We start from the raw sequence: 24,551 nt of genomic DNA, 5'->3' as shown, positions 1-24,551 counted from the left end.
CGCGTGGGATCATCTGTCTGTGCCTCTGACGCCCGCTCCGCTGGACCGTTCGCCGTACCTGCTCGCCGCTCGGGGGGAGCGGCCGTCGCACACTCCGGTGTGGTTCATGCGGCAGGCGGGGCGCGCGTTGCCCGAGTACCGCAAGGTGCGTGAGGGCATCACGATGCTCGAGTCCTGTATGCGTCCCGACCTCGTCGTCGAGATAACGCTGCAGCCGGTCCGCCGTTACGGCGTCGACGCGGCGATCTTCTTCTCCGACATCGTCGCGCCGCTCCAGTTCGCCGGTTACGACATCGAGATCAAGCCCGGTATCGGCCCGGTGGCGGCGGACCCGATCCGGGACGCCGCCGGGATCGCGGCGGTCCGCCCGGTCACCGCGGCCGACGTGCCGTACACCACCGAGGCCATCCAGCAGCTCGTCTCCGAGCTCGGCGGTACGCCGCTGATCGGCTTCGCCGGCGCCCCGTTCACGGTCGCGTCGTACCTGGTCGAGGGCGGGCCGAGCAAGGACTTCGCGAAGACCAAGGCGATGATGCACGGCAACCCGGACCTCTGGCACGCGCTGGCGGACCGGCTCGCCGACGTCGCGATCGCCTACCTGACGGTCCAGGTCGAGGCCGGCGCCTCCGCGATCCAGCTCTTCGACTCCTGGGCCGGCGGCCTCTCGCCGCGCGACTACGAGCGCTTCGTCCTGCCGCACTCCGCGAAGGTCTTCGAGGCGCTCAAGCCGTACGGCGTACCGCGGGTGCACTTCGGCGTGAACACCGGCGAGCTGCTCGGCCTGATGAGCGCGGCCGGCGCCGACGTGGTCGGAGTCGACTGGCGCGTCCCGCTGGACGAAGCGGCACGACGCGTCGGCCCGAAGCCGCTCCAGGGCAACCTGGACCCGGCGCTGCTGTTCGCCGGCTGGGAGGCGATCGAGCCCGAGATCGACCGCATCCTCGAGGAAGGCAAGGCTGCCCCCGGCCACATCTTCAACCTCGGCCACGGGGTCCCGCCGGACGCGGATCCCGACGTACTGCAGCGGATCGCGAAGTACGTGCAGACCCGGAGCGCGCAGTGATCCGTCTGCCGGACCACCCGGTGACGCTGGAGCCGCTGACCGCTGACCACGCGGACGCCGTGCTCGCCTTCGAGTTGGAGAACCGCGAGTACTTCGCGAGCTGGATCTGGGACCGCGGCGACGACTACTTCGCGAACTTCGCTGCCAAGCACGCGGCGCTGCTGGCTGAGCAGGCGGCCGGGATCTGCCGGTTCCACGTGCTGATGGACGACTCCGGCGCGGTCGCCGGGCGGGTGAACCTGGTCGACCTCGAGAACGGGTCGGCCGAGCTCGGCTACCGGATCGCGGAGAAGTGGGCGGGTCAGGGCCTCGCGACGGCCGCGGTGCGGGCGATCATCGGCCTCGCGGCGACGGAGTACGCGCGGACCACGCTGCGAGCCGGGGCCTCGGACCGGAACCCGGCCTCGCAGGCAGTACTGACCCGGACCGGCTTCCAGCAGATCGGGACCTCGAGCACCGACCTCGGGCCGGGGAAGCGGTACGAACTGATCATGGAGGGCGTGTGAGCCGGGTCGTTGTCGTCGGTGGCGGGATCAGCGGGCTGGCGGCCGCGCATGCGCTCGCAACCGGGCCGAATCCGCCGCAGATCACCGTCCTCGAGGGCTCGCCGCGGCTCGGCGGCAAGCTGTCCGGGGCTGAGATCGAGGGCGTGCCGGTCGACCTGGGTGCCGAGTCGGTGCTGGCCCGTCGGCCGGAGGCTGTTGACCTGATCAGGGCGGTGGGACTCGACATCGTCCACCCGGCGACGACCTCCGCCGGTTTGTGGGTCGGCGACCGGATCCGCGCGATCCCGCCGACCGTCATGGGCGTCCCGGTCGATCCCGCCGCGACGGCCGACGTACTCGGGCCAGAGGCCGCCGAGCAGGTCGCGCACGAGGCCGACCTGCCCGCGCCCGCGCTCACCGAAGATGTCGCGATCGGCCGGTTCGTTGCCGACCGGATGGGGTCCGCGGTCACCGACAAGCTGATCGACCCGCTGCTCGGCGGGGTGTACGCCGGAAAGGCCGAGGAGATCTCGCTCGCGGCCGCCGTACCCGATCTGTATGCGAAGCTGCGCACCGCCCCGAGCCTGCTCGCCGCCACGGCCGAGCTGCGGGAGCTGGGCCAGAAGCGTGCCGGCCAGCCGGTGTTCGCCGGCGTGGTCGGGGGTATCAACCGGATCATCACGGCACTGGAGCAGGACCTGACCGCGCGCGGCGTCGAGATCCGTCGCAAACTGACCGTACGACGGATCTCGCGCACGCCGGACGGATTCGTCCTCGAGGCCGGACCCGTGCCCGCGCCGACGTACCTGACCGCGGACGCGGTGGTGGTCGCCGTACCCGCAGCCCCGGCCGCGCGGATGCTGACCGACCTGGTGCCGACGGCATCGACCGAGCTCGCGACGATCGAGTACGCGAGCATGGCGATCGTCACACTCGCTGTCCGCAAGCGCGACTGGCCCGAGACCGCGACCGGCTCCGGGTTCCTGGTGCCGTCCGTCGAGGAGCGCACGATCAAGGCATCGACGTACTCGCACGCCAAGTGGGCGTGGTCCGCAGAGGCCGGGGGAGAGCTCGCCGTACTGCGTGCCTCGGTCGGCCGGCTCGGTGAGGAGTACGTGCTGCAGCGCTCCGACGAGGAGCTCGTGGCGCTGGCGGTCGCGGATCTGGGCAAGGCGATCGGGCTGCAGGCGGAGGTCGTCGGGTCGCTGGTGACGCGCTGGGGCGGTGGTCTTCCGCAGTACGCCGTGGGGCATCTGGAGCGGGTCGATCGGGTCGAGGCGGCGGTGGCCGACGTACCGGGGCTGGCTGTCTGCGGAGCGGCGTACCGGGGTGTCGGGATCGCGGCGTGTGTCGCGTCCGGTGGCAAGGCGGCCACCCGGGTGCTGGAGCATCTCGAGGCATTGGAGACAATGGCGAAGTGACAGGTAAGCCGAAAGCCCGTGAGCTCAACGACGTGATCCGCTACACCTTGTGGTCGGTCTTCAAGGTCGAGACGCCGCTCGGTGATGCGGACCGGGACGAGCTGACCGCCGAGCTCGCCGACCTGGTCGGCAAGCTCGCCGCCGACGACGTGGTGATCCGCGGTATCTACGACGTCGAGGGATTCCGGGCCGACGCCGACTTCATGATCTGGTGGCACGCGCCGACGTCGGACGCGTTGCAGAAGGCCTACCATGCGCTGCGCCGGTCGAGGCTCGGCCGGCACCTGGTCCCGGTCTGGTCGCAGTTCGCGCTGCACCGGCCGGCCGAGTTCAACAAGAGCCACATCCCGGCGTTCCTGGCCGACGAGGAGGCACGCCCGTACATCTGCGTGTACCCGTTCGTCCGGTCCTATGAGTGGTACCTGCTGCCGGACGAGGAGCGCCGGTTCATGCTCGCCGAGCACGGCAAGATGGCGCGCACCTACCCCGACGTACGGGCGAACACGGTCGCGTCGTTCGCGCTCGGCGACTACGAGTGGATCCTCGCCTTCGAGGCCGACGAACTGCACCGGATGGTCGACCTGATGCGCGACCTGCGCGCGTCGACGGCCCGGCGGCACGTCCGCGAAGAGGTCCCGTTCTACACCGGCAAACGCACCGAGCTCGGCGAGCTGGTCGCTAACCTGGTGTGATGACTCGTAAGGCTTTCCCGGTGTTGTACGTCCAGGACGTACGCCGGTCCGTCGAGTTCTACAAGCTCCTCGGCTACGAGTCGACGTACCAGTTCCCGCTGGAAGGCACCCCGCACTACGTCGGCCTCGAGCGGGGCGACTCGTCCCTCGGCCTGTCCGACGCGAACTGGCCCGAGGCCCAACTGGGCATCACCGTCGGTGCGGCGCCGCGCTTCGAGCTGTTCGTGTACGTCGACGACGTCGAGGCCGAGGTAGAAGTCTTCCGGGCCGCGGGCCATCCCGTCCTGCAGGAGCCCGCGACCATGCCCTGGGGCGAACGGCAGGCCTACCTCGCCGACCCCGAGGGCAATCCGGTTGCGCTGGCGACGCCGATTTAAGTTCCAGGCTTCTGCAGCAGGTAGTCCTCGGCGCGCATCGACGTGGGCGGCCGGACGTCGGCCGGGATGAGTTCGCGCAGGTCGCGCTCGGTCAGGCTGTCGGGGTCGCGGGCGGACAGCCGGGTGGCCTGGTTGGAGACGGCTTCCTCGAGCACGTTCCGGATGAAACGGCCGTTGCCGAAGCTGTGGCCACGCGGCGCGGGCGGGATGACCGTGCGGACCTTGTCCAGCACGTCCTCGCCGTAGATCATCCCCTTCTGCCGCGCCTGCAGCTCGAAGATCGCGACCAGCTGGTCGGTGTCGTACTCGCTGAACGACAGCAGCTTCGGGAAGCGTGACGCCAGACCGGTGTTCGACTCCATGAACCGCTGCATCTCGCGGTGGTAGCCGGCGACGATCACGATGCAGTCGTTGCGGTGGTCCTCCATCAACTTCAGGATCGTGGCGACGGCTTCGAGGCCGTAGTCGCCCGGCGTGTTCTCCGGCGTCAGGCTGTACGCCTCGTCGATGAACAGCACGCCGCCGAGTGCCTCACGGAACTTGCCCGCGGTCATCGGCGCGGTCGAACCGACGCTCGGGCCGACCAGGTCGGAGCGGTCGACCTCGACCACGTGGCCCTTCTCGAGCACGCCGAGCTGGTGGTAGATCCGGCTGAGCAGCCGGGCGATCGTGGTCTTCGCCGTACCGGGCTTGCCGACGAACACCATGTGCCGGGCCCGCTCGTGGCTGGGCAGGCCGAGCTCGGTCCGGCGCAGATTGGTCTTCACCTCGGCGACCATCTTGCGGACCGCGTCCTTGACCGACTCCAGGCCGATCAGCGCATCGAGCTCGGCCAGCGGGTCGTCGCTGAAGTCGAGCGGCTTCGGGAGCGGCTCGTCGAGGGTGCCGTCGTCGGACGAGGCGGGACGCCCGGCCTCCTCCTGGACCGTGTTCCAGATCGACGACAGCGAGTTGGCCTCGGACTCCGCGGCGGCGGTTGCCTCGAGCGCGCTCCAGCGTTCCCGGTCGAGGATCTGGAACAGCGAGGTCAGATCCGGGATCTCGGGCTCCGGCCACGGCGCCTTGGACAGTACGCCGGACAGGTGGATCGCGGCGCGGGTGGCTGCGGCGGCCCAGGCCCGGGCGAGGGGTGCCTGGCCGCTGCGGATCGCTCGGGCCAGCCACTGGTTGACGTGCGCCAGCCAGACCTGGCGGTTGAACGTCTGGTGGATCGAGCTGAGCGCCTTCTCCAGGTCCTGGGTGGTGTTGCCGAGGCTCCTGGCGACGGCCTGCGGGATGCCGCGAAGACCGGTGGCGAGGATCAGCTCGGCCATCAGTTGCGCGTAGTCACCGGCGTACTCGTCCGGGCTCGTCATCAGCAGCCGGGCATGGGTGTCGCGGATCGAGTTGAGCGAGTAGCGCAGGGCCGCGGTCGGGCCGCCGAGCTCGGGCAGTACGACGCGCTCGCTGTCCTTCAGCGCGTCGTTCCGCCAGTACTGCGCGATGTCGTCGTACTCGCCCGTGATGTGCAGATGGGTCGCCTCGCGGTCGCCGAGCACGCGGTCGAAGGCGGCCGTCAGCGCCTGCGCGCGGGCCGCCATCGGGGGAGCGTCGAGGAACAGGCTGACGACGTTCCGGGACAGCTGGAGCGCGTGCTGGCGGCCCTGCTCGCGGAAGCCGCGGGCGCCGGCGATCGCCTGCAGGTGCCAGTCGGTCGGCGCGACGTACACCACGTGGCCGGCGCCGCCGAGCCGGGAGGACGGCCGGTAGAAGTCGTGCGTGAGCTCGGTGCCGAGATCGGCGTACTCACCGTGCAGGACCGGGATCCATCCGGTCAGCAGGGGCGCTATCTCGTGGGTGAACCAGACGGCCGCGGGAGTGCCCTTGATGAAGTCGGGAAACGCCTCGGGGCGGAGCGGCCGCAGCGCGTCCGGATCGTCGGCCCAGGCCTGCAGCTGAGTGCGAACGCGAGTGATCCACTCGGTCGGCACCTCCCACGGCTCCCCTGCCGCCAGCACATCCAGAACTCGCGGTCTGCGGACGTCGTCTGCCACCAAATTCCTTCCCCAGGAGGAGCCACCAGCCGACCCAGTCTAGAGCTAGACCGGGCGACCGGTGGGGCAGACTCTGGCCCGAGGATCAGGCCGGCGTCAGGGTCAGGCTGATGCTGTTGATGCAGTACCGCTGGTCGGTCGGGGTGCCGTAGCCCTCGCCCTCGAACACGTGCCCGAGGTGCGAGCCGCAGTTGGCGCAGCGGACCTCGACGCGCTTCATGCCGAGGGTGCTGTCCTCGATGTACTCGACGCGGTCCTCGGCCAGCGGCGCGTAGAACGACGGCCAGCCGCAGTGCGAGTCGAACTTGGTCTCGCTGCGGAACAACTCCGCGTCACACGCCCGGCACTTGTACACGCCGACGGTCTTGGTGTCGGTGTACTCACCGACGAACGGCCGCTCGGTGCCGGCCTTGCGCAGCACGTGGAACTCGGCGGGGGAGAGCTGCGCCTTCCACTCCGCGTCGGACTTCTGGACGGAGTACTGCTTGGTTGAATCTGTCACAACACCAGTATCGGTCGCCCGGGCAGGAAAACCCCACCCGGGCGACCGATGTAAGACTGCCGAAATCCCGCGGGTCAGCGGATCCAGGACGGCAGCGGGATCAGCTTCACCACCTGCGGGTCGTGGTCGGAGATCTGGTCCGGGAACTCCGCGTTCATGTGCACCACGTCGTACGACGAGGCCGGGCGGAGGTTCTGCGAGATCAGGATCTGGTCCAGGATCTGGCTGTTGCCCTCGAACACGTAGCTGTAGCGCTCCTTCAGCGGCAGCGTCCGCGGCAGGTCGATCAGCGCGGTCTTGCCGGAGCCGACCAGGATGTCCGCGGTGCCGGACCAGTCGAAGTCGTTCAGGTCACCGAGTACGACCACGTTCGCGCCCTTGTCCTTGGCCAGGATCTGGTCCACGAACCCGCGGACCGCCTCGGCCTGCTGGTGACGCTTCGGCGCGCTGGACTGCACCGGCGGCTGGAACCGGCCCCAGAGCGGGTCGTCACCGCCCTTGGAGCTGAAGTGGTTGACCACCACGAACAGCGACTGCCCGAGCCAGGTGAACTCGCCGGCCAGCGGGACCCGGGTGTCGGCCCAGGCCGGGTTGGCCGGGTCGACTCGGCCCGGCGACGCGCTCAGGTGCGGCTTGCCGAACCGGTCGGTGGTGATCGTCGTCGCCACCGTCGAGCCGCCGCCCGCGCGGTCGATGAACTTGACCGGCTTGTCGGTCCGGAACATGAACGCGACCCGGATGTTGCCGCCCGGCTCGCCGCCTTCCTTGCCGTCGACCGGGTCGATCTCACGCCACGCGTACTTCGGTCCGCCGGCCTTCACGATCGCGGCAGCCAGCGTGTTCAGCGTGACGTCGGCAGCGACCGTGCCGGAGTTGACCGCGCCGTCGTTGTCCTGCACCTCTTCGAGGCCGAGGATGTCCGGCGAGGCGAGGTTCTTCACGACCGCCTGCGCCAGCCCGTCGAACTTCGCCGGGCCGTCGGCCGGGTCGAGGTTCTCGACGTTGAACGTCGCCACCGAGACCTGCGCGATCGAGGACTTCTTGGTGACCTCGCGCTTCACACCGCCGTCGAGCACCGTCGGCGTGACGGTCGGCAGGAACTTGAAGTTGCCGAACGAGTAGTCCAGAACACCGGTCACGACGCCGGCCAGCTTGTCACCGGTCTTGGCGTCCGGGATCGGTACCAGTACATCGTCCAGCAGCACCCGCTCCGGGTTGCTGTCGGTCTTCTGCAGCAGGATCCCGCCGCGGACCGTCCGTACGCCCGCACCGGCCGGTACGACGGACAGCTCGCGGAACGAGCTGGTCGGCCCGGTGACCTCCGGCTTGTCGATGCCCAGCCACATGCCCTCGAGCGACTCCCAGAAGTCCAGCCCGTCGTTGGCCGGGTCGAACGCCGTGCTCGTCGTCTCGACGTCGCCGTTCGAGTCGTCGTCGATCACGGTCGACGGCGGTACGCGTCCGCCCTTGCCGACGATCGTCGGGGCCGGTACGGCGGCCGTGCCGGTGACGGTGATCTTCGCGTTGGTCAGCTCGGTGGTGGTCAGGTTCGTCGTACCGCCGGAGCCGCCCGGGCGGAACTCGGCGACCGAGCCCTCGACGTTCAGGGCGTCTCCGACGGCGACCGTCGGCGCGGAGCTGGTGAAGACGAACACGCCCTCGCTGGTGGCCGGGTTGTCGTCGGGCTGCGGGTCCTGGAACCAGAACCCGTTGCTGCTCACCGCGGTGACGACACCGGTGACGTTGGAGACCCGCTTGCCCTCGAGCGGCGAGCGGTGCGCGGCGCCCTGGATGTCGTGGATCTTGGCGTCCACCGGCGGCTCGGCCGGACCACCGGTCAGCGTGCCCGGTGACGGGTTGCCCGCGGTGAAGTCGGCGTTGTTGTTGTCGGTGTCCTGCTTCGGGTCGTTGCGCGCGGCCGAGGTGGTGTTCGACAGGCCCGCCGCGGGCGCGGTCTCGGAGTCGTTCGCTGTGCCGTAGCCGACGTAGTCCTTCACGCTCGGGTCCGCGTGGCAGATCGCACCGCAGGTCAGCGCGGTCTGGGTGGTGACCAGGGCGATCTTGCCGGCCGTCGCGGACATCAGGATCGTGCCGCTGACGTTCGGGGTCGGCATCGGCTGGCCGTTCGCGCCGCCGCCCTCCTGGACCAGGTACGTCGCTCCCGGGTCGATGCTGCCGGTCAGCTTGGTGACCTGCCACGTGGTACCGGCGGCCGAGGCGTACTGGACCGACCAGCCGCTCACGTCGATCGCGGCCGAGCCGTTGTTGGTCAGCTCGACGAAGTCGTTCGTGTACGGCGCGCCGCTGTTGCCGCCACCGCCGTACACCTCGGTGACGACCACATCGGTCGAAGCGGCCTGCGCCGGCGTGGCGAGGATGGCCACCGCCGACCCGGCGGCGAGAAGACTGGTCGTGACCACGAGGGCGCCCAAGCGGCGCCGTGGTCGGTTCAGGGCAGACATGGCCCGGATTCTCACACCGGCACGTGTGCCTTCCAAGGTCCAACACATGAACAGCCGGTGCGCGCCCCGAACACACGGGTGATCATTCGCCCAGCGCGAGGAGCTGGTAGACCTCCATCGGCTCCGCCTTGCCCTTCAGACTGAGCAGCCCGAGCGACTCGGTGCGTGCCTGCGGCAGCAGCGCCTTCGTCGCCGGCCCGATCGCGACGGCCCCGCCGGGAGCCTTGCCCTCGATCCGCGACGCGACGTTGACCGTGTCCCCGATCACCGTGTGCGTCCGGCCGCCCTCGGTGCCCAGCAGGCTCACCGACGCGTTCCCGCTGTTGATCCCGACCCGGAACTCCGGCCAGTTCGGGTGCGAGGCCCGGACCGCGGCCGCTGCCGCCTGCAGCGCGAGTCCCGCGGCGGCGGCCAGGTACGCGTGGTCCGGCTGGTCGCCCCGCTTGTTGAACGTGACCATCAGCGCGTCCCCGATGATCCGGTCGACGTCCCCGCCGTGCCGCCGTACGACGGGAGGTACGACGACCTCGAAGTACGTGTTGAGCATCGCCGTGACCTCGGCCGGCTCGTGCTTCTCGGAGAACGTCGTGAACCCCTGCAGGTCCGCGAACAGCACGCTCAGCTCGCGCTCGCCGGACACGGTGTCGGCCTGGTACAGGTCGGCGAACCGCTCCTCGTACCACTGGATCCGCACACCGGCCACGACCAGGATGAACGCGGCCAGCATCAGTGCGTGCCACTCCCACCAGGACAGGTGCCAGTTCCGCGCGAACACCAGCGCGACCATCGCCTCGGCCAGCAGCACGAACGCGGAGACCATCGACAGCAGCATCAACGACGGCCGCGCCCACCACGTCTGCAGATACCGCCCGGCGGCAACGGCATAGAGGATGATCGCGGGGATGGCGAGCGCGGTCAGGATGCCGTCGGCAACTTCCGGTACAGACGTCTGGTGCAGCGGTGGCAACCGCAGTACCGAGGCCACCGCCCACAACGCCATCAGGAGCAGCAGGGCGACGCGGAGACGACGGCCCCAGGTGACGCCGGAGATGGTCAAACTCGACAGGAAGGCGAACACCGACCCCAGCGCGACGCCCACCGGGGTCGCGAGCGTGAAGCCGGCGTTCTGTGTGTCCAGCAGGACCTTCGGCGTCGCGAGCGCGTGCAGTCCGAGAAAACCGGCCGCCGACAGGAACGCCAGCGAGACGAACAGCACCCGTGCATCACCTCGCCGCAGCGCCGCGGCACCGGTCAGATACGCCAGTACGGCGCTCAGCCCCGCCGTCAGCAGCACCAGCCAGAAGTGCGTCGGGTGATGCTCCCAATGCAGATCCAGCCGCGGATTGCGCAGCAGCAACACCAGTCCCGCGATCGGTATCAGCAGCACCAGCGCGGTGAGCGCCACCATCGCCGGCGTGTAGACGAACCGCCGTTCAGGCATCCGAGGAGACCCTGAGATGGGTGTGGATCTGTGAAACGACCACGGATCCTTCGCCCACCGCCGAGGCCACCCGTTTCACCGACTCCGACCGCACATCGCCGATCGCGAACAGTCCGGGAACCGTCGTCTCGTAAGGCTGCGGCGGCCGGTCCTCCTGCCAGGCCGGATCCGCGGCCGCATCCGACCCGGTCAGCACGAACCCGCGCGGATCCCGTGCCACGCCCTCCGGCAGCCAATCGGTCCCCGGCACCGCGCCGATCATCACGAACAATCCGTCGATCGGAACGGTCTCTTCCTCACCGGTCTTGCGATCCCGCAACGTCATCCGCTGCAGACGCCCGTCGCCGCCACCGTCGACCACCTCGCTCGACGACCGGACCGTGACGTTGTCAGCGGCATCGATCGCGTCGATCAGGTACTTCGACATACTCGCCGTCAGGTCCTCGCCGCGGATCACCAGCAGCACCCGCCGGCAGTAGCGCGCGAGGTGCAGGACCGCTTGCCCTGCTGAGTTCCCGCCGCCGACCACGCAGGCGTCGCGATTCATCAGCCCGTGCGCCTCGGACACGCTCGCGCCGTAGTACACGCCGTTCCCCATCAGCTTCTCCAGCGAGGGAACGTTGAGCCGCCGGTACGTGACGCCCGTCGCCAGGACCACCGCCCGCGCGGTCACCTCGCCGACGTCACCGATCACCGCGCGGAACTCGCCTTCGCGCTTCTCGATTTGCTCGACCGTCCGCATCAGCACGAAATGCGCGCCGAACACCCACGCCTGCTGGTACCCGCGCTGCGCCAGGTCCGACCCGCGAATACCGCGCGAGAACCCGAGATAGTTCCGGATCAGCGAGCTCGTCCCGGCCTGTCCGCCGATCGACTCCCGCTCCACGACGAGCGTCCGCAGACCCTCCGACGACGCATATACCGCGGCGGCCAATCCACCCGGACCGGCACCGATCACCAGTACGTCGAACGAGGTGTCGTCCGACGCCAATGTCGTTGGCACGCCCCACGCTTCGGCGATCTCCACGTCCGTCGGATCGTGCAGCACGGTGCCGCCGATCGCCGGCATCCAGACCAGCACCCCGTCGCCGGGATCCGGCTCCCCGATGAACTCCAGGGCGTCGTTCGCGAGCGACGTACCGCTGGCCCGGAACGCACTCGGGATGCCGTTGCGGGCCAGCAGGCTGCGGATCTCCTGGCCCCGGACCGAGAGCTCGGCCGCGATCACCACGACCTCGCGCAGGTTCGCAACCTCGAACCGCGACCACTCCTGGATGAACTCGGCGACGGTCCGGTGGAACAGCTCGTCGTGCCCGATCCACGGTTTGAGTACGTAGTAGTTGATATCGCCGACCGACATCGCGGTCAGGATCGCGGATGCCGTCGTACGGTCGGCCCACGCGCCCCACTCGATCAGCAGCGCACGGCGCGCGTCCGGATGCAGGGTTCGTGCGGCCGCGAACAGATCGGCGCGTTCGTTGTCGGGCAGCGCGTTGTCTACCATGACGACGGCGACCCGCTGTTCCGACTCGTGTGCTCGGCGTAGAACGTCCAACGCAGCCGCGGTCGTCGCCTCGCCCCGCACGCGGAAGTCGGCGCCGAAGCCGCGGTCCAACTCCGTTTCGCAACGCTCCAGACGCTCCGGGTCAGCGTCGACGACGAGCAGTAGCGGTCTGGCCGCCTTCAAGCGCGGCCGTTTCGGTTCACGATGCCCCCGGGGCTCCCCACCCATGGTGTGACGGTAGGTCCGCACAAACCGTGTGGCAATGCGTAAAGCGTTTGTTCACCGGATCCCTGTCCGCCCCAGTGGGACAGGGATCCGGCAAAACCCTTTAGTTCACGGCGACTGCGGACCAGGCGGCGGCGACGGTCGCGCGCTCGATGCTGGTGGCGCCGTACAGGTCGGTGGCCGCGTTCAGCGTCGCGGTCCGGGCCTGGGCGTACGTCGTACCGCTGGTCATGTATGTCGTCAGCGCGCGGTACCAGATCTTGCCGAGCTTGTCGTGGCCGATGCCGGTGACCGACGAGCCGTTGCAGGTCGGCGAGTTGTGCGGCAGGCCGCCGATCGTCTTCGCGCCGGTGCCCTCGGCGAGCAGGTACGCGAAGTGGTTCGCGATCGCCGACGAGTAGTGCACGTCGAGGTTGCCGACGCCGGAGCTGTAGCAGTCGGGGGACTGGCCGTCCTTGCTCGGCTTGTCCATGTACCGCAGCGCCGGGCGGTCCTTCATGATCTTCTCGCCGATGTAGTAGTCGCCCGGGTCGGCCGCGCTGTTGGAGTAGAACTCGACCAGGGTGCCGAAGATGTCGCTGGTCGCCTCGTTCAGACCGCCGGACTCACCGGAGTAGGTGAGGTTGGCAGTGTGCTCGGTGACGCCGTGGGACATCTCGTGGCCGGCCACGTCGATCGAGACCAACGGACCCGCCGCGACGTTGTCGCCGTCGCCGTACGTCATCTGCTTGCCGTCCCAGAACGCGTTCACGTAGTTGGTGCCGTAGTGCACGCGGCTCGGGACGCCCTTGCCGTCGCCGAAGATCCCGTTCCGGCCGTGCACGTTCTTGTAGTAGTCGAACGTGGTCGCGGCGCCGTAGTGCGCGTCGACGGCCGCCGACGCTCGGTCGGCGGTGGTGCCGGTGCCCCAATGGTTGTCGGCGTCGACGAACTTCGTCGGCGTCGGGCAGCCGATCTGCAGGAGCTGGCAGAGGATCGAGTCGGTCTTGTTGTTCGCGTCGGCGGTGAAGCCGTTGCCGCGGGTCGCGTCAGTCAGCGTGAACCCGCCGGTGGCGGTCGACGTCTGCAGCGGGACGGTCCCGGAGTACAGGCTCTTGCCGTCACCGGTCGCCGTCTCGATGTGCTGCTCGCTGACCAGCTTGGCTCCGGTCAGGGCATCGATCGTCGTGGTGATGCGGCTCGGCGTACCGTCGGCCTGGGTGCCGCCGGTGGTGACGAGGTAGGCCAGCCGCGGCGCGCCCTTGCGGGCCTCGATCACCAGGCTGGGCTTGCCCTCGGCCTTGAGGCCCTTGGTGAGTGCCTTCGCGGTTGCGGTCGCGACGCTGACCTTCGGCGTACGGGCGACGTTCGCGGTCTTGCTCAGCGTCAGGCTGGCGCCCCTGAACGCGCCGTCCTTGGCCTGATGTACGACGACATCGCCGCCGAGCACCGGGAGCCCGCCGATCGTGCGGTCCATCCGCACGTGGCTGGAGCCGTCGGCGTCGACGATGACGTCCTTGACCACGAACGCATCGGCCGTGGTGGCCCGCAGCGCGGTCAGGTTGCTGGTGATGGCTTGCTCGGCCCTGGCGACGGCCGCGGCGGGGGTGGGGACAGGTGCCGCCGTCGGCGCGCCGGTTGCTGTGGTGGCGCTGGTCAGTCCGAGGGCGGTGGTGGTCACCACTGCGGTGGCAGCGGCGAACAGGGCGGATCTGTTCATCCTCGCGCTCCTTGTCAGGTGTCCCGGGGGCCTCACGCCCCAGGAACGAGGTGCTGGAACGTTACCGCCCGGTCACCTACCGTGGCCAGAGGTCGGGAAAACTTGCCTTTCCCGCAACCTGGTGGGGAATTCCGGGTTTTGGTCGGCGCAGGGCGATAGCGTCACGGCATGGCGAAGAGCACAGCGGTGATGCTCACTGTGGGAGACCGAGAGGTCCGGGTTTCCAGTCCCGAACGCGTCGTCTACGAGGCAACCGACTGGGCTCCCGAGGTCACCAAGCTTCAGGTCTGCGAGTACTTCATCGGAGTGGCTCCGGCGTTCATGCAGGCCTCCGGCGACCGTCCGGTCGCGCTGGAGCGCTGGCCAGGCGGTTGGCGCGAGGGTATGACGCTGTCGGTGGACGCGGTCGGTCGGCAGACCGGCGACGGGTTCTACTCCAAGCGACTCCCGAAGGGCGCCCCCGACTGGCTCGAGACCTGCCGCGTGCTGACGCCGAACGATCGCCCGATCGACGAGCTGTGCCTGACCGAGCCGGCCGCGGCCGTCTGGGCCGCTCAGATGGGCACACTGGTCTTCCATCCGTGGGCTGTCCGCAAGACCGATCTCGACCGCCCCGACGAGCTGCGCATCGACCTCGATCCCCAGCCCGGCGCGACGTTCGCGGATGCCCGGCGGGTGGCCGGGGTCGCCCGCGAACTCCTCGAGGAGCTGGGCCTTCGGGGCTATCCGAAGACCAGTGGCAACCGGGGCATCCACATCTACGTGCGGATCCGGCCGGAGTGGTCGTTCGACGAGGTCCGGCACGCCGCGATCGGCCTCGGCCGCGAGCTCGAGCGCCGCGACGACGGAGTGACCACGGCGTGGTGGAAGGAGCAACGCGGCGAGGCGTCGATCTTCCTCGACTTCAACCAGAACCTCCGCGACCGCACAGTCGCCGGCGCGTGGTCACTGCGTCCCCGACCGGGTGCGCCGGTCAGTACGCCGATGACGTGGGAACGGCTCGCCGAGGTGGACGATCCGCGGGCGTTCAACCTGCACACGGTCCCGGAGTACCTCGTCGACGGTGACCCGTGGGCGGACATGGACGAGACGGCGTACTCGCTCGACGCGCTGCTGCGGCTGTGGGAGGAGCTGCCTGGTGGCGAGCTGAACTTCCCGCCTGACTACCCGAAGATGCCGGGGGAGCCGCCGCGCGTCCAGCCGAGCAAGAAGGTCGCCGAGCACTGGGACGAGCAGGGCAACCGGATCGCGCCGGACTGACACTTCGGCGGGCCGTCTCGTCGGATGGGTATCAACACGCTCATTCGCTAGGAGATAGCTGTTATGGACGCTCGTCTGAATCTGTTCACCAACCCGGTGCTGGGCAAGTTCATCAAGCACCTCAACTCGGCCGCCCGGGTCGCCCTGGACGCGGGTGTGCCGCTCACGACTCTCGAGCTGGTCGAGTTGCGGGCCAGCCAGATCAACGGCTGCGCCGTCTGCGTCGACATGCACTCGAAGGACGCCGCACACCACGGCGAGACCGCGGTCCGGATCAACCTGGTGGCGACCTGGCGCGAGGCCACCGTCTACACCGAGGCGGAGCGCGCCGCGCTGGCGCTGACCGAGGCCGGCACCCGGATCGCCGACGCTGCCGGCGGTGTCCCCGACGACGTCTGGCTGAACGCGACCAAGTACTACGACGAGAACCAGCTGGCCGCGCTGGTCGGCGCCATCGCCGGCATCAACACCTGGAACCGTCTGAACGTCATGACCGCGCAGCCGGCCGGCGACTACGTCCCGGGCCAGTGGGGCTGATCAGATAGTGCGGAGTGCCCCGCCGTCGATCGGGATGATCGTGCCGGTCAGGTAGGAGGCGGCGGGGGAGAGGACGAACGCGGCGACCCGGCCGAACTCGTCCGGGTTGCCGTAGCGGCGGAGCGGGATCGTCTTCTCCAGGGCCCGGCGGGTCGCTTCCGGGTCGCCGCTCTTCGCGTCGAGCTCCTTCAGTCGGTCGGTGGAGATCCGGCCGGGCATCAGGCCGTTGACCCGGGTGCCGTTCGGGCCGAGCTCGTCGGCCAGCGTCTTGGCGACCATCGCCAGGCCGGGGCGGAGACCGTTCGAGATCGCGAGTCCGTTGATCGGGGACTTCACCGACGACGACAGCACGAAGGCGATCGACGTACCCTCCGACCCGGCCCGGGCGACGGCGCGGGCGATCCGCAGGCCACCGAGGAAGACGCTGTCGAACGCCGCCCGCCAATCGTCCTCCTCGCTGTCCAGCGCCGTCCCGGGCCGGGGCCCGCCGACGCTGATCAGCGCGCCGTGCAGCGCACCCCACTTGGCGATCGCGGTCGCTGCCAGCCGCTCCGCGCTCTCCGGATCGGCGTTGTCGACCGGGATGCCGACGACGTTCTCGCCGAGTTCGGCCGCGGCGCGCGAGATCGACTCCTCGTTGCGGCTGGAGATCACCAGCCGTGCGCCTTCGGCAGCAAGGGCTTTCGCGGTGGCGAAGCCGAGTCCGGCGCTGGCGCCGGTGACGATGTAGGTGCGATCGCGCAGTCCGAGGTCCACATCCCCATCCTGCCCCACTACACCGGGTAGCGCACCTCGACAGTTCGTAGCCCCGGGCAAGAACTAGTACGCGGACTTGCGCAACGGCGACTCAGCTGTGGTCAGGTGCCAGGCGGTGTTGACCAGGCCGAGGTGCGAGAACGCCTGCGGGAAGTTGCCGAGCATCCGGCCGGACGTCACGTCGTACTCCTCCGCCAGCAGGCCGACGTCGTTGCGCAGGGCAACGAGTCGTTCGTAGAGATCGCGGGCCTCGCCGACCCGGCCGATCATCGCCAGCGCGTCCGCCATCCAGAAGGAGCAGATCAGGAACGTGCCCTCGCTGTCGTTGATCCCGTCGTCGGTGTGCTCGGTCAGGTACCGCCGGACGAACCCGTCCGCCGTCAGCTCCCGCTGCACCGCCTCCACGGTCCCGACCACCCTCGGATCGTCCGCCGGCAGGAACCCGACCTGCGGGATCAGCAGTACGGCGGCATCCAGCGCCTTGCTGCCGTACGCCTGCGTGAACGTGTTCCGGTCCGCGTCGTACGCCTGCTCGCAGACGGCCCGATGGATCTCGTCCGCCCGCGCCCGCCACTCCTTCGCCGGCCCGTTCAGGCCGAACCGCTGCACCGCCCGCGCGGCCCGGTCGAACGCGACCCACGCCATCACCTTCGAGTGCGTGAAGTGCTGCCGCCCGCCGCGGACCTCCCAGATCCCTTCGTCCGGCTGGTCCCACACGTCGTCGAGGTGAGCCATCAGAGCGCGCTGCACCTGCCACGCCTCGTCGGACGCGCCGATCTGGTGCTCGCGGGCCAGCGCCAGAACGTCCATCACCTCACCGAACACGTCGATCTGCAGCTGCTCGGCGGCCGCGTTGCCGATCCGTACCGGCGCCGACTCGGCGTACCCCGGTAGCCAGCCTGCCTCGAACTCGGTCAGCCGGCGTTCACCGGTCACGCCGTACATGATCTGCAGGTCCGCCGGAGATCCTGCGATCGCGCGCAGCAGCCAGTTCCGCCAGGCCTCGGCCTCGTCGGTGTAGCCGGCGCGGAGCATCGCGGACAGCGTCATCGTTGCGTCGCGCAACCAGCAGTACCGGTAGTCCCAGTTCCGCTGGCCGCCGAGCGTTTCGGGCAACGACGTGGTCGGCGCGGCGACGATCCCGCCGGACGGCGCATAGGTCAGCGCCTTCAATGTCAGCACCGATCGCGTGACCTCTTCTCCGAAATCGGTCGAGCTGTGGCTGCGGCCGATCCACTCCTGCCAGAACGTCTCGGTCGGCTCCAACGACTGCAGCGCATCGGTCGGCTCCGGCACTGGATGGTGCGACGGATGCCAGGTCAGCACGAACCAGGCCCGGTCGTTCTCCGAGACCCGGAAATCGGCGTACGTCGCGAGGTCGCGCCCGTACTGATGGACGTCGGATCGCAACGAGACCGCATCCGGTCCGGCGATCGCGTCGATCTGGCCGTCGGACCGCCGTACCCACGGAACGACGTGACCGTAGTCGAACCGTAGCTTCAGCTCCGACCGCATCTCCACGGACCCGCTGACGCCTTCGACGATGCGTACGACGTCCGGCGCGGCATCACGTGGCGGCATGAAGTCGATCACCCGCACCGTGCCGGTCGAGGTCGACCACTCGGTCTCCAGCACGAGCGTGTCGCCTCGGTAGTGCCGGCTGCTGACGGCCTCCGCGTCCCGCGGCGCCATCCGCCAATGGCCGTTGTCGTCGGTGCCGAGCAGCGCGGCAAAGCAGGCCGGTGAGTCGAACCGCGGGAAGCACAGCCAGTCGATCGATCCCTGCTTCGACACCAAAGCTGCGGTCTGCAGGTCACCGATCAGCGCGTAGTCCTCAATCCTTCGCCCCGGCCCGGGCCTCGGGCCGTTCGACGACTTCGGGCTGCTTGTCTGCGGGCTTCTTGGCACCGCGGACCTCCTGTCGGGAGAAGTACACGAGCCCGCCGACCGCCAGCAGGGCGAAGAACCACCATTGCAGGCCGTAGAAGAAATGCGGCCCGTCGTCGATCTCCGGGCCCGGGAACCCGAGGAAGGCCGGATCGTTGGCCGGCTCCTGCTTGGTCACCATCATGTAGCCGTCGTACAGGTTCAGGCCGAGAACCTTGGCGAAGTCCGGTCCGTTGATCAGCCGCGCGGTACCGCCGTCCGGGACACCGCCGTTGGTGTGGCCGCCGCGTTCGCTGCGCTGCAGGCGCCCGGTGACCGTCACCTCACCGGTCGGCACGGCCGGAATCTTCAGCGGCATCAGTTCCGAGCTCTGCCGGGGCAGGAAGCCACGGTCGATCAGGACCGCCTTCCCGTCGGCCAGGACCAGGGGTGTGACGATCTCGAACCCCGGCCGGTCGTCGATGTTGCGGTACTTGAGCACGATCTGCTTCGACGCGTCGTACCGTCCGGTGACCTCCGCCGTACGCCAGGCGTGCTGGTCGCCGACGACGGCCGGCGGGCCGAGGATCTGGTCGATCGGCGCGGGAGCCGCCGCCAGATTCGTCCGGGTCACCTCGTTCCGAGCCTTGCGTTCGTCGAGGCGATGGAACTGCCAACGACCCAGCTGCACACACACGAAGGCGAGCACGAGCACACCCAGTGCGGCGATGATCCAGCGGACGTTCATCAAGCGACCCACGTCTCGAACTTAAGCCATGCCCTGAAACGGCTGACGCGCGGCACGTAGGCTGGTGCGGTGACAGCGATCCAGGAGGCGACTCAGACAGGTCTGGCGGACCGGTACGGCCGGGTCGCCACGGACCTCCGGGTCTCGCTCACCGACCGCTGCAATCTGCGCTGTACGTACTGCATGCCGGAAGAAGGCCTGGACTGGCTCGGCAAGCCCGAGCTGCTCACCGACGACGAGATCGTCCGGCTGGTTTCGGTCGCCGTGACGCACCTCGGCGTCAACGAGATCCGCTTCACCGGCGGCGAACCGCTGCTCCGCCGCGGCCTGGTCGGCATCGTTGCCCGTACGACGCAACTCGCGCCCCGGCCCGAGGTATCGCTGACCACCAACGGGATCGGGCTTGCCCGGCAGGCGCAGGCGTTGAAGGACGCCGGTCTGGACCGGGTGAATGTGAGCCTCGACACCATCAGGCCGGAGACCTTCAAGCAGCTCACCCGTAGGGACCGAGCGACCGATGTCATCGCCGGGCTCGAGGCGGCCCAGCAGGCCGGTCTCACCCCGGTGAAGGTGAACGCGGTCCTCATGCGCGGCGTGAACGACTCCGAAGCGCCGGAGTTGCTGGAGTTCTGTCTCGACCGCGGGTACGAACTGCGGTTCATCGAGCAGATGCCGCTGGACGCGCAGCACGGCTGGGACCGCGCGACGATGATCACCGCAGACGAGATTCTCGAAACCCTTTCGAGCCGGTTCGCGCTGACCCCCGACGACGCGTCGAAGCGGGGGAGTGCGCCGGCCGAGTCGTTCCTGGTCGAGGGCGGGCCGCAGACCGTCGGCATCATCGCCTCGGTCACCCGGCCGTTCTGCGGGGACTGCGACCGGGTCCGGCTGACCGCCGACGGTCAGGTCCGCGACTGTCTTTTCGCCCGCACCGAGTCCGACCTCCGGTCGGCGTTGCGGAACGGCGCCGACGATGCCGAACTGGCCGACCGGTGGCGGCGCGCGATGCGGAACAAACTCCCCGGCCACGGCATCAACGACCCGAGCTTCCTGCAACCGTCGCGGCCGATGTCCGCGATCGGCGGATGACCGTCATACCGGCCCAATCCGGAAATACAGTTTTTCGCTAGCGAACCATTCACTCGGTGAATGGCTGGACGTCGCGCAGGAATGACCGCCGGGCCAGGAAGTCGGACAAGCTCTCCTTGTGTTCGTCGCAGGCCAGCCAGGTCTTGCGCCGGTCGGGCGTGTGGATCTTCGGGTTGTTCCACAGCACTGCCCAGGTCGCAGGCTTGCCGCAGCCCTTGGCGGAGCAGACCGCCGGTGCGGCTTCTTCACTCATGCGCTGGCGCCATTCCTCTGCATTCCTGATGACTCAATAATCAATAGCCTGGACAAAATGAAGCGACGTCGGACAGCCACGGGGGGAGCCGTCCGACGCCGCATCAAGTCCCTGAATTTCACTCATGAACTTCAGAGCACGCGGGAGATTCTGACACGGATCACTGCAAGTTTTCCAGTCCCGGCCAAGATCACTTTTCGGTGTCGGTCCGGGGGTCGTCATGAGGGCCCTGAACCGGGTCCTCGTCCTGCGGTACGACGACCGTCGGACGCTCCCCGATCGCGAGCCTCGACGGTGCGATGTACGGGTCCGCGGCGGGCTCTGTCGCGGACCGTTGAGCGTTCGCCAGCACCACCGCGAAGTACGGCAGCGCGATCGCTCCGACGACGAACAGCCAGCGCCACGGCGACGGGGTCAGGACGGCCAGCACGAAGCAGACGATCCGGATCGACATCATCCAGGCGTAGCGCACGATCCGGCTGTCCAGATCCTCGGAGCGTCCCGGCTGTGCGCTCGTCACCGAAATGACGGGTTCGCCGCTCCGCTCACGGTGTCGCGACATCTATCCTCCTCAGCAAGAACAACGGTACGCCGCGCCGTCGCCCCGCGCGCAGCCAGGGATGAGAGGAATGTCGCATGACCGATCGGACGTACCGCGTCACCGAGATCGTTGGCACCTCCAAGGAGGGGATCAACCAGGCGATCACCAACGGCATCGCCCGGGCCGGCGAGACCCTGCGGCACCTCGACTGGTTCGAGGTGACCGAGATTCGCGGCCATGTCGTCGACAACCAGATCGACCACTACCAGGTCGGTATGAAGGTCGGCTTCCGGCTCGAAGACTCCTGATCTCCCGCGGCCCGTCCCCGGTCGAGCGGGGACGGGCCGCGGCGTTGTAGCGTTCGTGCCGCTGACTTGTGTGCTGACGGGTGAGGAGGGCTTGTGGGTAGGTCTGTGTTGGTGACCGGCGGTAGCCGGGGGATCGGGCTGGCGATCGCCGCCGCGTTCAAGGAGGCCGGCGACCAGGTCGCGGTCACGTACAACACCAGCCCGCCGCCGGAGGGCTTCCTCGGCGTGAAGTGCGACATCACCGACCAGGAGCAGGTCGACGCCGCCTTCGACACGATCGCGGAACAGCACGGTCCGGTCGAGGTGCTGGTGGCCAACGCCGGCATCACCCGCGACACGCTGCTGCTGCGGATGTCCGACGACGACTGGGACTCGGTCATCGAGACCAACCTGACCGGCTCGTTCCGGGTCGCGCGCCGGGCCGCGAAGGGCATGCTGCGGCTGCGCAAGGGCCGGATCGTCTTCATCTCCTCGGTCGTCGGCCTGCTCGGCTCGCCCGGCCAGGTGAACTATGCGGCCAGCAAGTCCGGCCTGATCGGGATGGCCCGGTCGATCGCCCGCGAGCTCGGCAGCCGCGGCATCACCGCGAACGTGGTCGCCCCGGGGTTCGTCGAGACCGACATGACCGCGGTCCTGCCGGAGGAGACCCAGAAGCAGTACCTGAGCCAGATCCCGCTCGGCCGCTTCGGCCTGACCGAGGAGATCGCGAACGCGGTCCGCTGGCTCGCCTCCGAGGAGGCCGGCTACATCACCGGCGCGGTGATCCCGGTCGACGGCGGCATCGGCATGGGCAACTAACTCTTACCACTTCAGAAAGGGCATGCCGGTGGGCATCCTCGACGGCAAGCGGATCCTGGTCGCCGGAGTCACCCTCGACTCGTCGATCGGCTTCGCCACGGCCAAGGTGGCGCAGGAACAGGGCGCCACCGTGCTGATCTCGAACTTCGGCCGCGCGCTCAGCATCACCAAGCGGATCGCGAAACGCCTGCCGGCCGAGCCGCCGGTGCTCGAGCTCGACGTCACGAACCCCGAGCACCTGGCCGCGCTGCCGGATGCGGTCCGCGAGCACGTCGACAGCCTGGACGGCGTCGTGCACTCGATCGCGTACGGCAACCCGGAGACGATCCTCGGCGGGAAGTTCCTGGACGGTCCGTGGGACGACGTGTCCCAGGCGGTGCACGTCTCGGCGTACAGCTTGAAGGCGCTGGCCGTGACGTGCGCGCCGTTGATGAGTCGTGGTGGCAGCGTTGTCGGGCTGACGTTCGACGCGACCGTGGCCTGGCCCGGGTACGACTGGATGGGTGTCGCGAAGGCCGCCCTCGAGTCGACGAGCCGCTACCTGGCCCGGGATCTGGGTGCCCAGGGCATCCGGTGCAACCTGGTCTCGGCCGGACCGCTGAAGACCTTGGCCGCGAAGGCGATCCCGGGCTTCGAGAAGTTCGAGGAGCCGTGGCTGGATCGCGCCCCGCTCGGGTGGGATCCGTCCGACCTGGAGCCGACCGGCCGCACGATCGTCGCGCTGTTGAGCGACTTCTTCCCGGCGACCACGGGCGAGATCGTCCACGTCGACGGCGGCTACCACGCGATGGGTGCGTGATAGGTGGCCACCTCGCTGGTTGAGCTCCGCGTCCTGGACGGCGCCAACCTCTACTTCAGTCGTGCCGCGGTCAAGCTGACACTCGACGTGTCGTCGATCGTGGATGCACCCGCACCGGCGGCCAAGGCGTACGCGCAGGCGATCGGTCTCGGGACCACCCGGCCCGGCCGGATCGGGTCGGGCTTCCGGCAGCGGTTCGCGATCCGCGTGACAGGTCACGTCGTACGCCGGATCGCCCGCGAGGCCGGGATCGGGCGGATCGGCGTACGGGTCCGTCCGGAGAACGACGTACGGCGGTTGGTCGTCGCGTTCCCGTGGGCGCACGAGGCCCGGGCGCGGGCGCTCGGCGCGGCGATCGTCGAAGTACTGGACGCCTTCGGGGCCGAGGATCTGAGCGAGTTGATCGCGGCCGTGGGGGAGCGGGTGCGGGACGAGCCGCCGGGCAACCCGCCGCCGACCCTGCGGCCCAAGGTCCCGGTGGTCGCGGTGACCGGGACGAACGGCAAGACCACGACCTCGCGGATGATCGCGCACATCGGTCGCGCGGCCGGGCTGCACGTCGGCTGGTCGAGCACCGACGGCGTGTACTTCGACGGCGAACTCGTGAAGTACGGCGACTTCTCCGGCCCGAGCGGCGCCGGGCAGGTGCTGTCCCAGCCTGGCATCCAGCTCGCGGTGACCGAGACCGCCCGCGGCGGGATCCTGCGGCGCGGCATCGGGGTCGCGTACAACGACGTGTCCGTGGTCACCAACGTCACTGCCGACCATCTCGGCCTGGGCGGGATCGACACCGTCGACCAGCTCGCCGAGGTGAAGGCGGTCATCACGCAGATCACCCGGCCGCGCGGCTGGTGCGTGGTGAACGGCGACGACCCGCGGACGTTCGCGATGCGGCTCGGTTCGCCGGCCAAGTGCTGGGTGTTCTCGCGTGACCCCGACTCGCCGTCTATCCGGACGGTCCTCGACGAGGGCGGTCGCGCGACGACGGTGCTCGACGGATTCGTGACGGTGCTGGACCAGTCCCGCGACCCGGAGCCGTTGCTGAAGGTTGTCGACGTACCGATGACGCTGTCGGGGCTGTCGCACTACAACGTCGAGAACACGCTGGCTGCAGCGTCGGCGGCGCTCGGGCTCGGGCTGCCGCGGGCTGCGGTGGTCGAGGGGCTGAGCACGTTCGCGCCGAACGAGAACAACCCCGGCCGGATGAACATGTACTCGCTGCGCGACTTCACCGTCGTCATCGACCTGGCCCACAACGAGGCCGGGCTCGAGGCCCTGATCGAGATCATGAACGGCGTCCGGCCGGAGGGCGGGCGGCTGATGCTGGCCCTCGGATCGCCTGGGGACCGGGCCGACGACATGGTCGCGACGCTCGGTGCGATGGGTGCGCGGGCGACCGACCGGGTGGCGATCGGTCACAAGACCGATTACCTGCGCGGACGGCCGCCGGCGGAGCTCGAGGCGGTGTTCCGGGAGGGTGCCGCATCGGTGGGCGTCGACGACGTACCGGCGTACCCGACCGAGCTCGAGGCGGCCCAGGCGCTGGTCGCGGAGGCGCGGGCCGGGGATGTGGTGGCCGTGATGTCTCTGCAGGATCGGGCGAGTCTTGACGCCTGGTTGCGGTCCGAGGGAGCTACTGTCGACACACCGGAGACCTTGAAGAGCAAGGTCGAGAGAGCCCAGCACTGAGCC

Annotated in this window: 23 protein-coding genes; 12 read left to right on the top strand and 11 right to left on the bottom strand. The window is 69.1% G+C overall.

The features are described 5' to 3' along the window. Positions 1-25: 25 nt before the first annotated feature. From hemE to ACFWUU_RS17120, 5 genes are read left to right on the top strand one after another with little or no spacing between them, the layout of a single operon-like run. Positions 26-1,063 carry a uroporphyrinogen decarboxylase gene (gene hemE / locus ACFWUU_RS17140; RefSeq protein ID WP_380176867.1) on the top strand — a complete coding sequence of 346 codons (1,038 nt, stop codon included), beginning with the start codon at positions 26-28 and terminating at the stop codon, positions 1,061-1,063. Further along, positions 1,060-1,569, top strand: coding sequence for a GNAT family N-acetyltransferase (locus ACFWUU_RS17135; RefSeq protein WP_380176645.1), 510 nt, complete (start codon positions 1,060-1,062; stop codon positions 1,567-1,569). Before hemE ends, ACFWUU_RS17135 begins: the two co-directional genes overlap by 4 nt. Further along, the gene (gene hemG, locus ACFWUU_RS17130; RefSeq protein WP_380176643.1) at positions 1,566-2,969 is read left to right on the top strand and encodes a protoporphyrinogen oxidase; all 1,404 of its coding nucleotides are present in this window, start codon (positions 1,566-1,568) and stop codon (positions 2,967-2,969) included. The genes ACFWUU_RS17135 and hemG overlap by 4 nt, the downstream gene beginning before the upstream one ends. Then, a complete protein-coding gene (gene hemQ / locus ACFWUU_RS17125; RefSeq protein ID WP_380176641.1) occupies positions 2,966-3,661 on the top strand; it encodes a hydrogen peroxide-dependent heme synthase in 696 nt (231 codons plus the stop codon). The genes hemG and hemQ overlap by 4 nt, the downstream gene beginning before the upstream one ends. Further along, positions 3,661-4,038: a glyoxalase/bleomycin resistance/extradiol dioxygenase family protein gene (locus ACFWUU_RS17120; RefSeq protein WP_137254846.1), complete on the top strand. Its 378-nt coding sequence runs from the start codon at positions 3,661-3,663 to the stop codon at positions 4,036-4,038. Before hemQ ends, ACFWUU_RS17120 begins: the two co-directional genes overlap by 1 nt. Here ACFWUU_RS17120 and ACFWUU_RS17115 read toward each other — a convergent pair. The 6 genes from ACFWUU_RS17115 to ACFWUU_RS17090 form a co-directional block, all read right to left on the bottom strand. Continuing rightward, on the bottom strand, positions 4,035-6,071 hold the full coding sequence (locus ACFWUU_RS17115) for an AAA family ATPase (protein ID WP_380176639.1): 2,037 nt from the start codon (positions 6,069-6,071) through the stop codon (positions 4,035-4,037). The genes ACFWUU_RS17120 and ACFWUU_RS17115 overlap by 4 nt on opposite strands. Before the next feature lie 85 nt (positions 6,072-6,156). Further along, the gene (gene msrB, locus ACFWUU_RS17110) at positions 6,157-6,573 is read right to left on the bottom strand and encodes a peptide-methionine (R)-S-oxide reductase MsrB (protein ID WP_380176637.1); all 417 of its coding nucleotides are present in this window, start codon (positions 6,571-6,573) and stop codon (positions 6,157-6,159) included. A 74-nt stretch (positions 6,574-6,647) separates the two neighbouring features. Continuing rightward, on the bottom strand, positions 6,648-9,035 hold the full coding sequence (locus ACFWUU_RS17105) for a lamin tail domain-containing protein (protein WP_380176635.1): 2,388 nt from the start codon (positions 9,033-9,035) through the stop codon (positions 6,648-6,650). 82 nt (positions 9,036-9,117) lie between these two features. Further along, the gene (locus ACFWUU_RS17100; RefSeq protein ID WP_137254850.1) at positions 9,118-10,476 is read right to left on the bottom strand and encodes an adenylate/guanylate cyclase domain-containing protein; all 1,359 of its coding nucleotides are present in this window, start codon (positions 10,474-10,476) and stop codon (positions 9,118-9,120) included. After that, positions 10,469-12,208: an FAD-dependent oxidoreductase gene (locus ACFWUU_RS17095; protein WP_380176633.1), complete on the bottom strand. Its 1,740-nt coding sequence runs from the start codon at positions 12,206-12,208 to the stop codon at positions 10,469-10,471. The genes ACFWUU_RS17100 and ACFWUU_RS17095 overlap by 8 nt, the downstream gene beginning before the upstream one ends. A 100-nt stretch (positions 12,209-12,308) precedes the next feature. Continuing rightward, a complete protein-coding gene (locus tag ACFWUU_RS17090) occupies positions 12,309-13,904 on the bottom strand; it encodes a M4 family metallopeptidase (RefSeq protein ID WP_380176631.1) in 1,596 nt (531 codons plus the stop codon). A gap of 168 nt (positions 13,905-14,072) precedes the next feature. On the opposite strand from ACFWUU_RS17090, the gene ACFWUU_RS17085 reads away from it, so the two are divergent. Next, entirely contained in the window at positions 14,073-15,164 is a 1,092-nt protein-coding gene (locus ACFWUU_RS17085) for a DNA polymerase domain-containing protein (RefSeq protein WP_137254853.1), read from the top strand. Positions 15,165-15,227: 63 nt separating this feature from the next. Beyond that, entirely contained in the window at positions 15,228-15,701 is a 474-nt protein-coding gene (locus ACFWUU_RS17080) for a carboxymuconolactone decarboxylase family protein (RefSeq protein ID WP_137254854.1), read from the top strand. Here ACFWUU_RS17080 and ACFWUU_RS17075 read toward each other — a convergent pair whose 3' ends face one another. From ACFWUU_RS17075 to ACFWUU_RS17065, 3 genes are all read right to left on the bottom strand, one after another. After that, positions 15,702-16,457, bottom strand: coding sequence for an SDR family oxidoreductase (locus ACFWUU_RS17075; RefSeq protein WP_137254855.1), 756 nt, complete (start codon positions 16,455-16,457; stop codon positions 15,702-15,704). A 63-nt stretch (positions 16,458-16,520) separates the two neighbouring features. Continuing rightward, complete coding sequence (locus tag ACFWUU_RS17070; RefSeq protein WP_380176629.1) at positions 16,521-18,365, bottom strand: glycoside hydrolase family 15 protein; 1,845 nt, start codon at positions 18,363-18,365, stop codon at positions 16,521-16,523. Next, entirely contained in the window at positions 18,292-19,083 is a 792-nt protein-coding gene (locus tag ACFWUU_RS17065; protein WP_380176627.1) for an SURF1 family protein, read from the bottom strand. Before ACFWUU_RS17065 ends, ACFWUU_RS17070 begins: the two co-directional genes overlap by 74 nt. Before the next feature lie 57 nt (positions 19,084-19,140). On the opposite strand from ACFWUU_RS17065, the gene moaA reads away from it, so the two are divergent. Then, entirely contained in the window at positions 19,141-20,160 is a 1,020-nt protein-coding gene (gene moaA, locus ACFWUU_RS17060) for a GTP 3',8-cyclase MoaA (protein WP_380176625.1), read from the top strand. A gap of 49 nt (positions 20,161-20,209) precedes the next feature. On the opposite strand, the gene ACFWUU_RS17055 is transcribed toward moaA, so the two are convergent. Next, a complete protein-coding gene (locus ACFWUU_RS17055; protein ID WP_137254857.1) occupies positions 20,210-20,413 on the bottom strand; it encodes a hypothetical protein in 204 nt (67 codons plus the stop codon). A 190-nt stretch (positions 20,414-20,603) separates the two neighbouring features. Beyond that, the gene (locus tag ACFWUU_RS17050; protein ID WP_137254858.1) at positions 20,604-20,975 is read right to left on the bottom strand and encodes a DUF3099 domain-containing protein; all 372 of its coding nucleotides are present in this window, start codon (positions 20,973-20,975) and stop codon (positions 20,604-20,606) included. 74 nt (positions 20,976-21,049) lie between these two features. Between ACFWUU_RS17050 and ACFWUU_RS17045 the strand changes: the two genes are divergently transcribed. The 4 genes from ACFWUU_RS17045 to ACFWUU_RS17030 all read left to right on the top strand — a co-directional run bounded on the left by ACFWUU_RS17045 (position 21,050) and on the right by ACFWUU_RS17030 (position 24,548). Next, complete coding sequence (locus ACFWUU_RS17045; protein ID WP_130450393.1) at positions 21,050-21,262, top strand: dodecin; 213 nt, start codon at positions 21,050-21,052, stop codon at positions 21,260-21,262. Positions 21,263-21,355: 93 nt separating this feature from the next. Further along, positions 21,356-22,060, top strand: a complete 705-nt coding sequence (fabG, locus tag ACFWUU_RS17040; protein WP_130450391.1) for a 3-oxoacyl-[acyl-carrier-protein] reductase — start codon at positions 21,356-21,358, stop codon at positions 22,058-22,060. Positions 22,061-22,082: 22 nt separating this feature from the next. Further along, complete coding sequence (gene fabI, locus ACFWUU_RS17035) at positions 22,083-22,859, top strand: enoyl-ACP reductase FabI (protein ID WP_137254859.1); 777 nt, start codon at positions 22,083-22,085, stop codon at positions 22,857-22,859. Between the two features lie 3 nt (positions 22,860-22,862). Beyond that, positions 22,863-24,548 carry a Mur ligase family protein gene (locus tag ACFWUU_RS17030; protein WP_380176623.1) on the top strand — a complete coding sequence of 562 codons (1,686 nt, stop codon included), beginning with the start codon at positions 22,863-22,865 and terminating at the stop codon, positions 24,546-24,548. Positions 24,549-24,551 lie beyond the last annotated feature (3 nt).

Origin of the sequence: Kribbella sp. NPDC058693, from assembly GCF_042715335.1 — a bacterium.
Taxonomy (GTDB): Bacteria; Actinomycetota; Actinomycetes; order Propionibacteriales; family Kribbellaceae; genus Kribbella; species Kribbella jiaozuonensis.
This window is presented reverse-complemented; position numbering and strand designations above follow the sequence as displayed.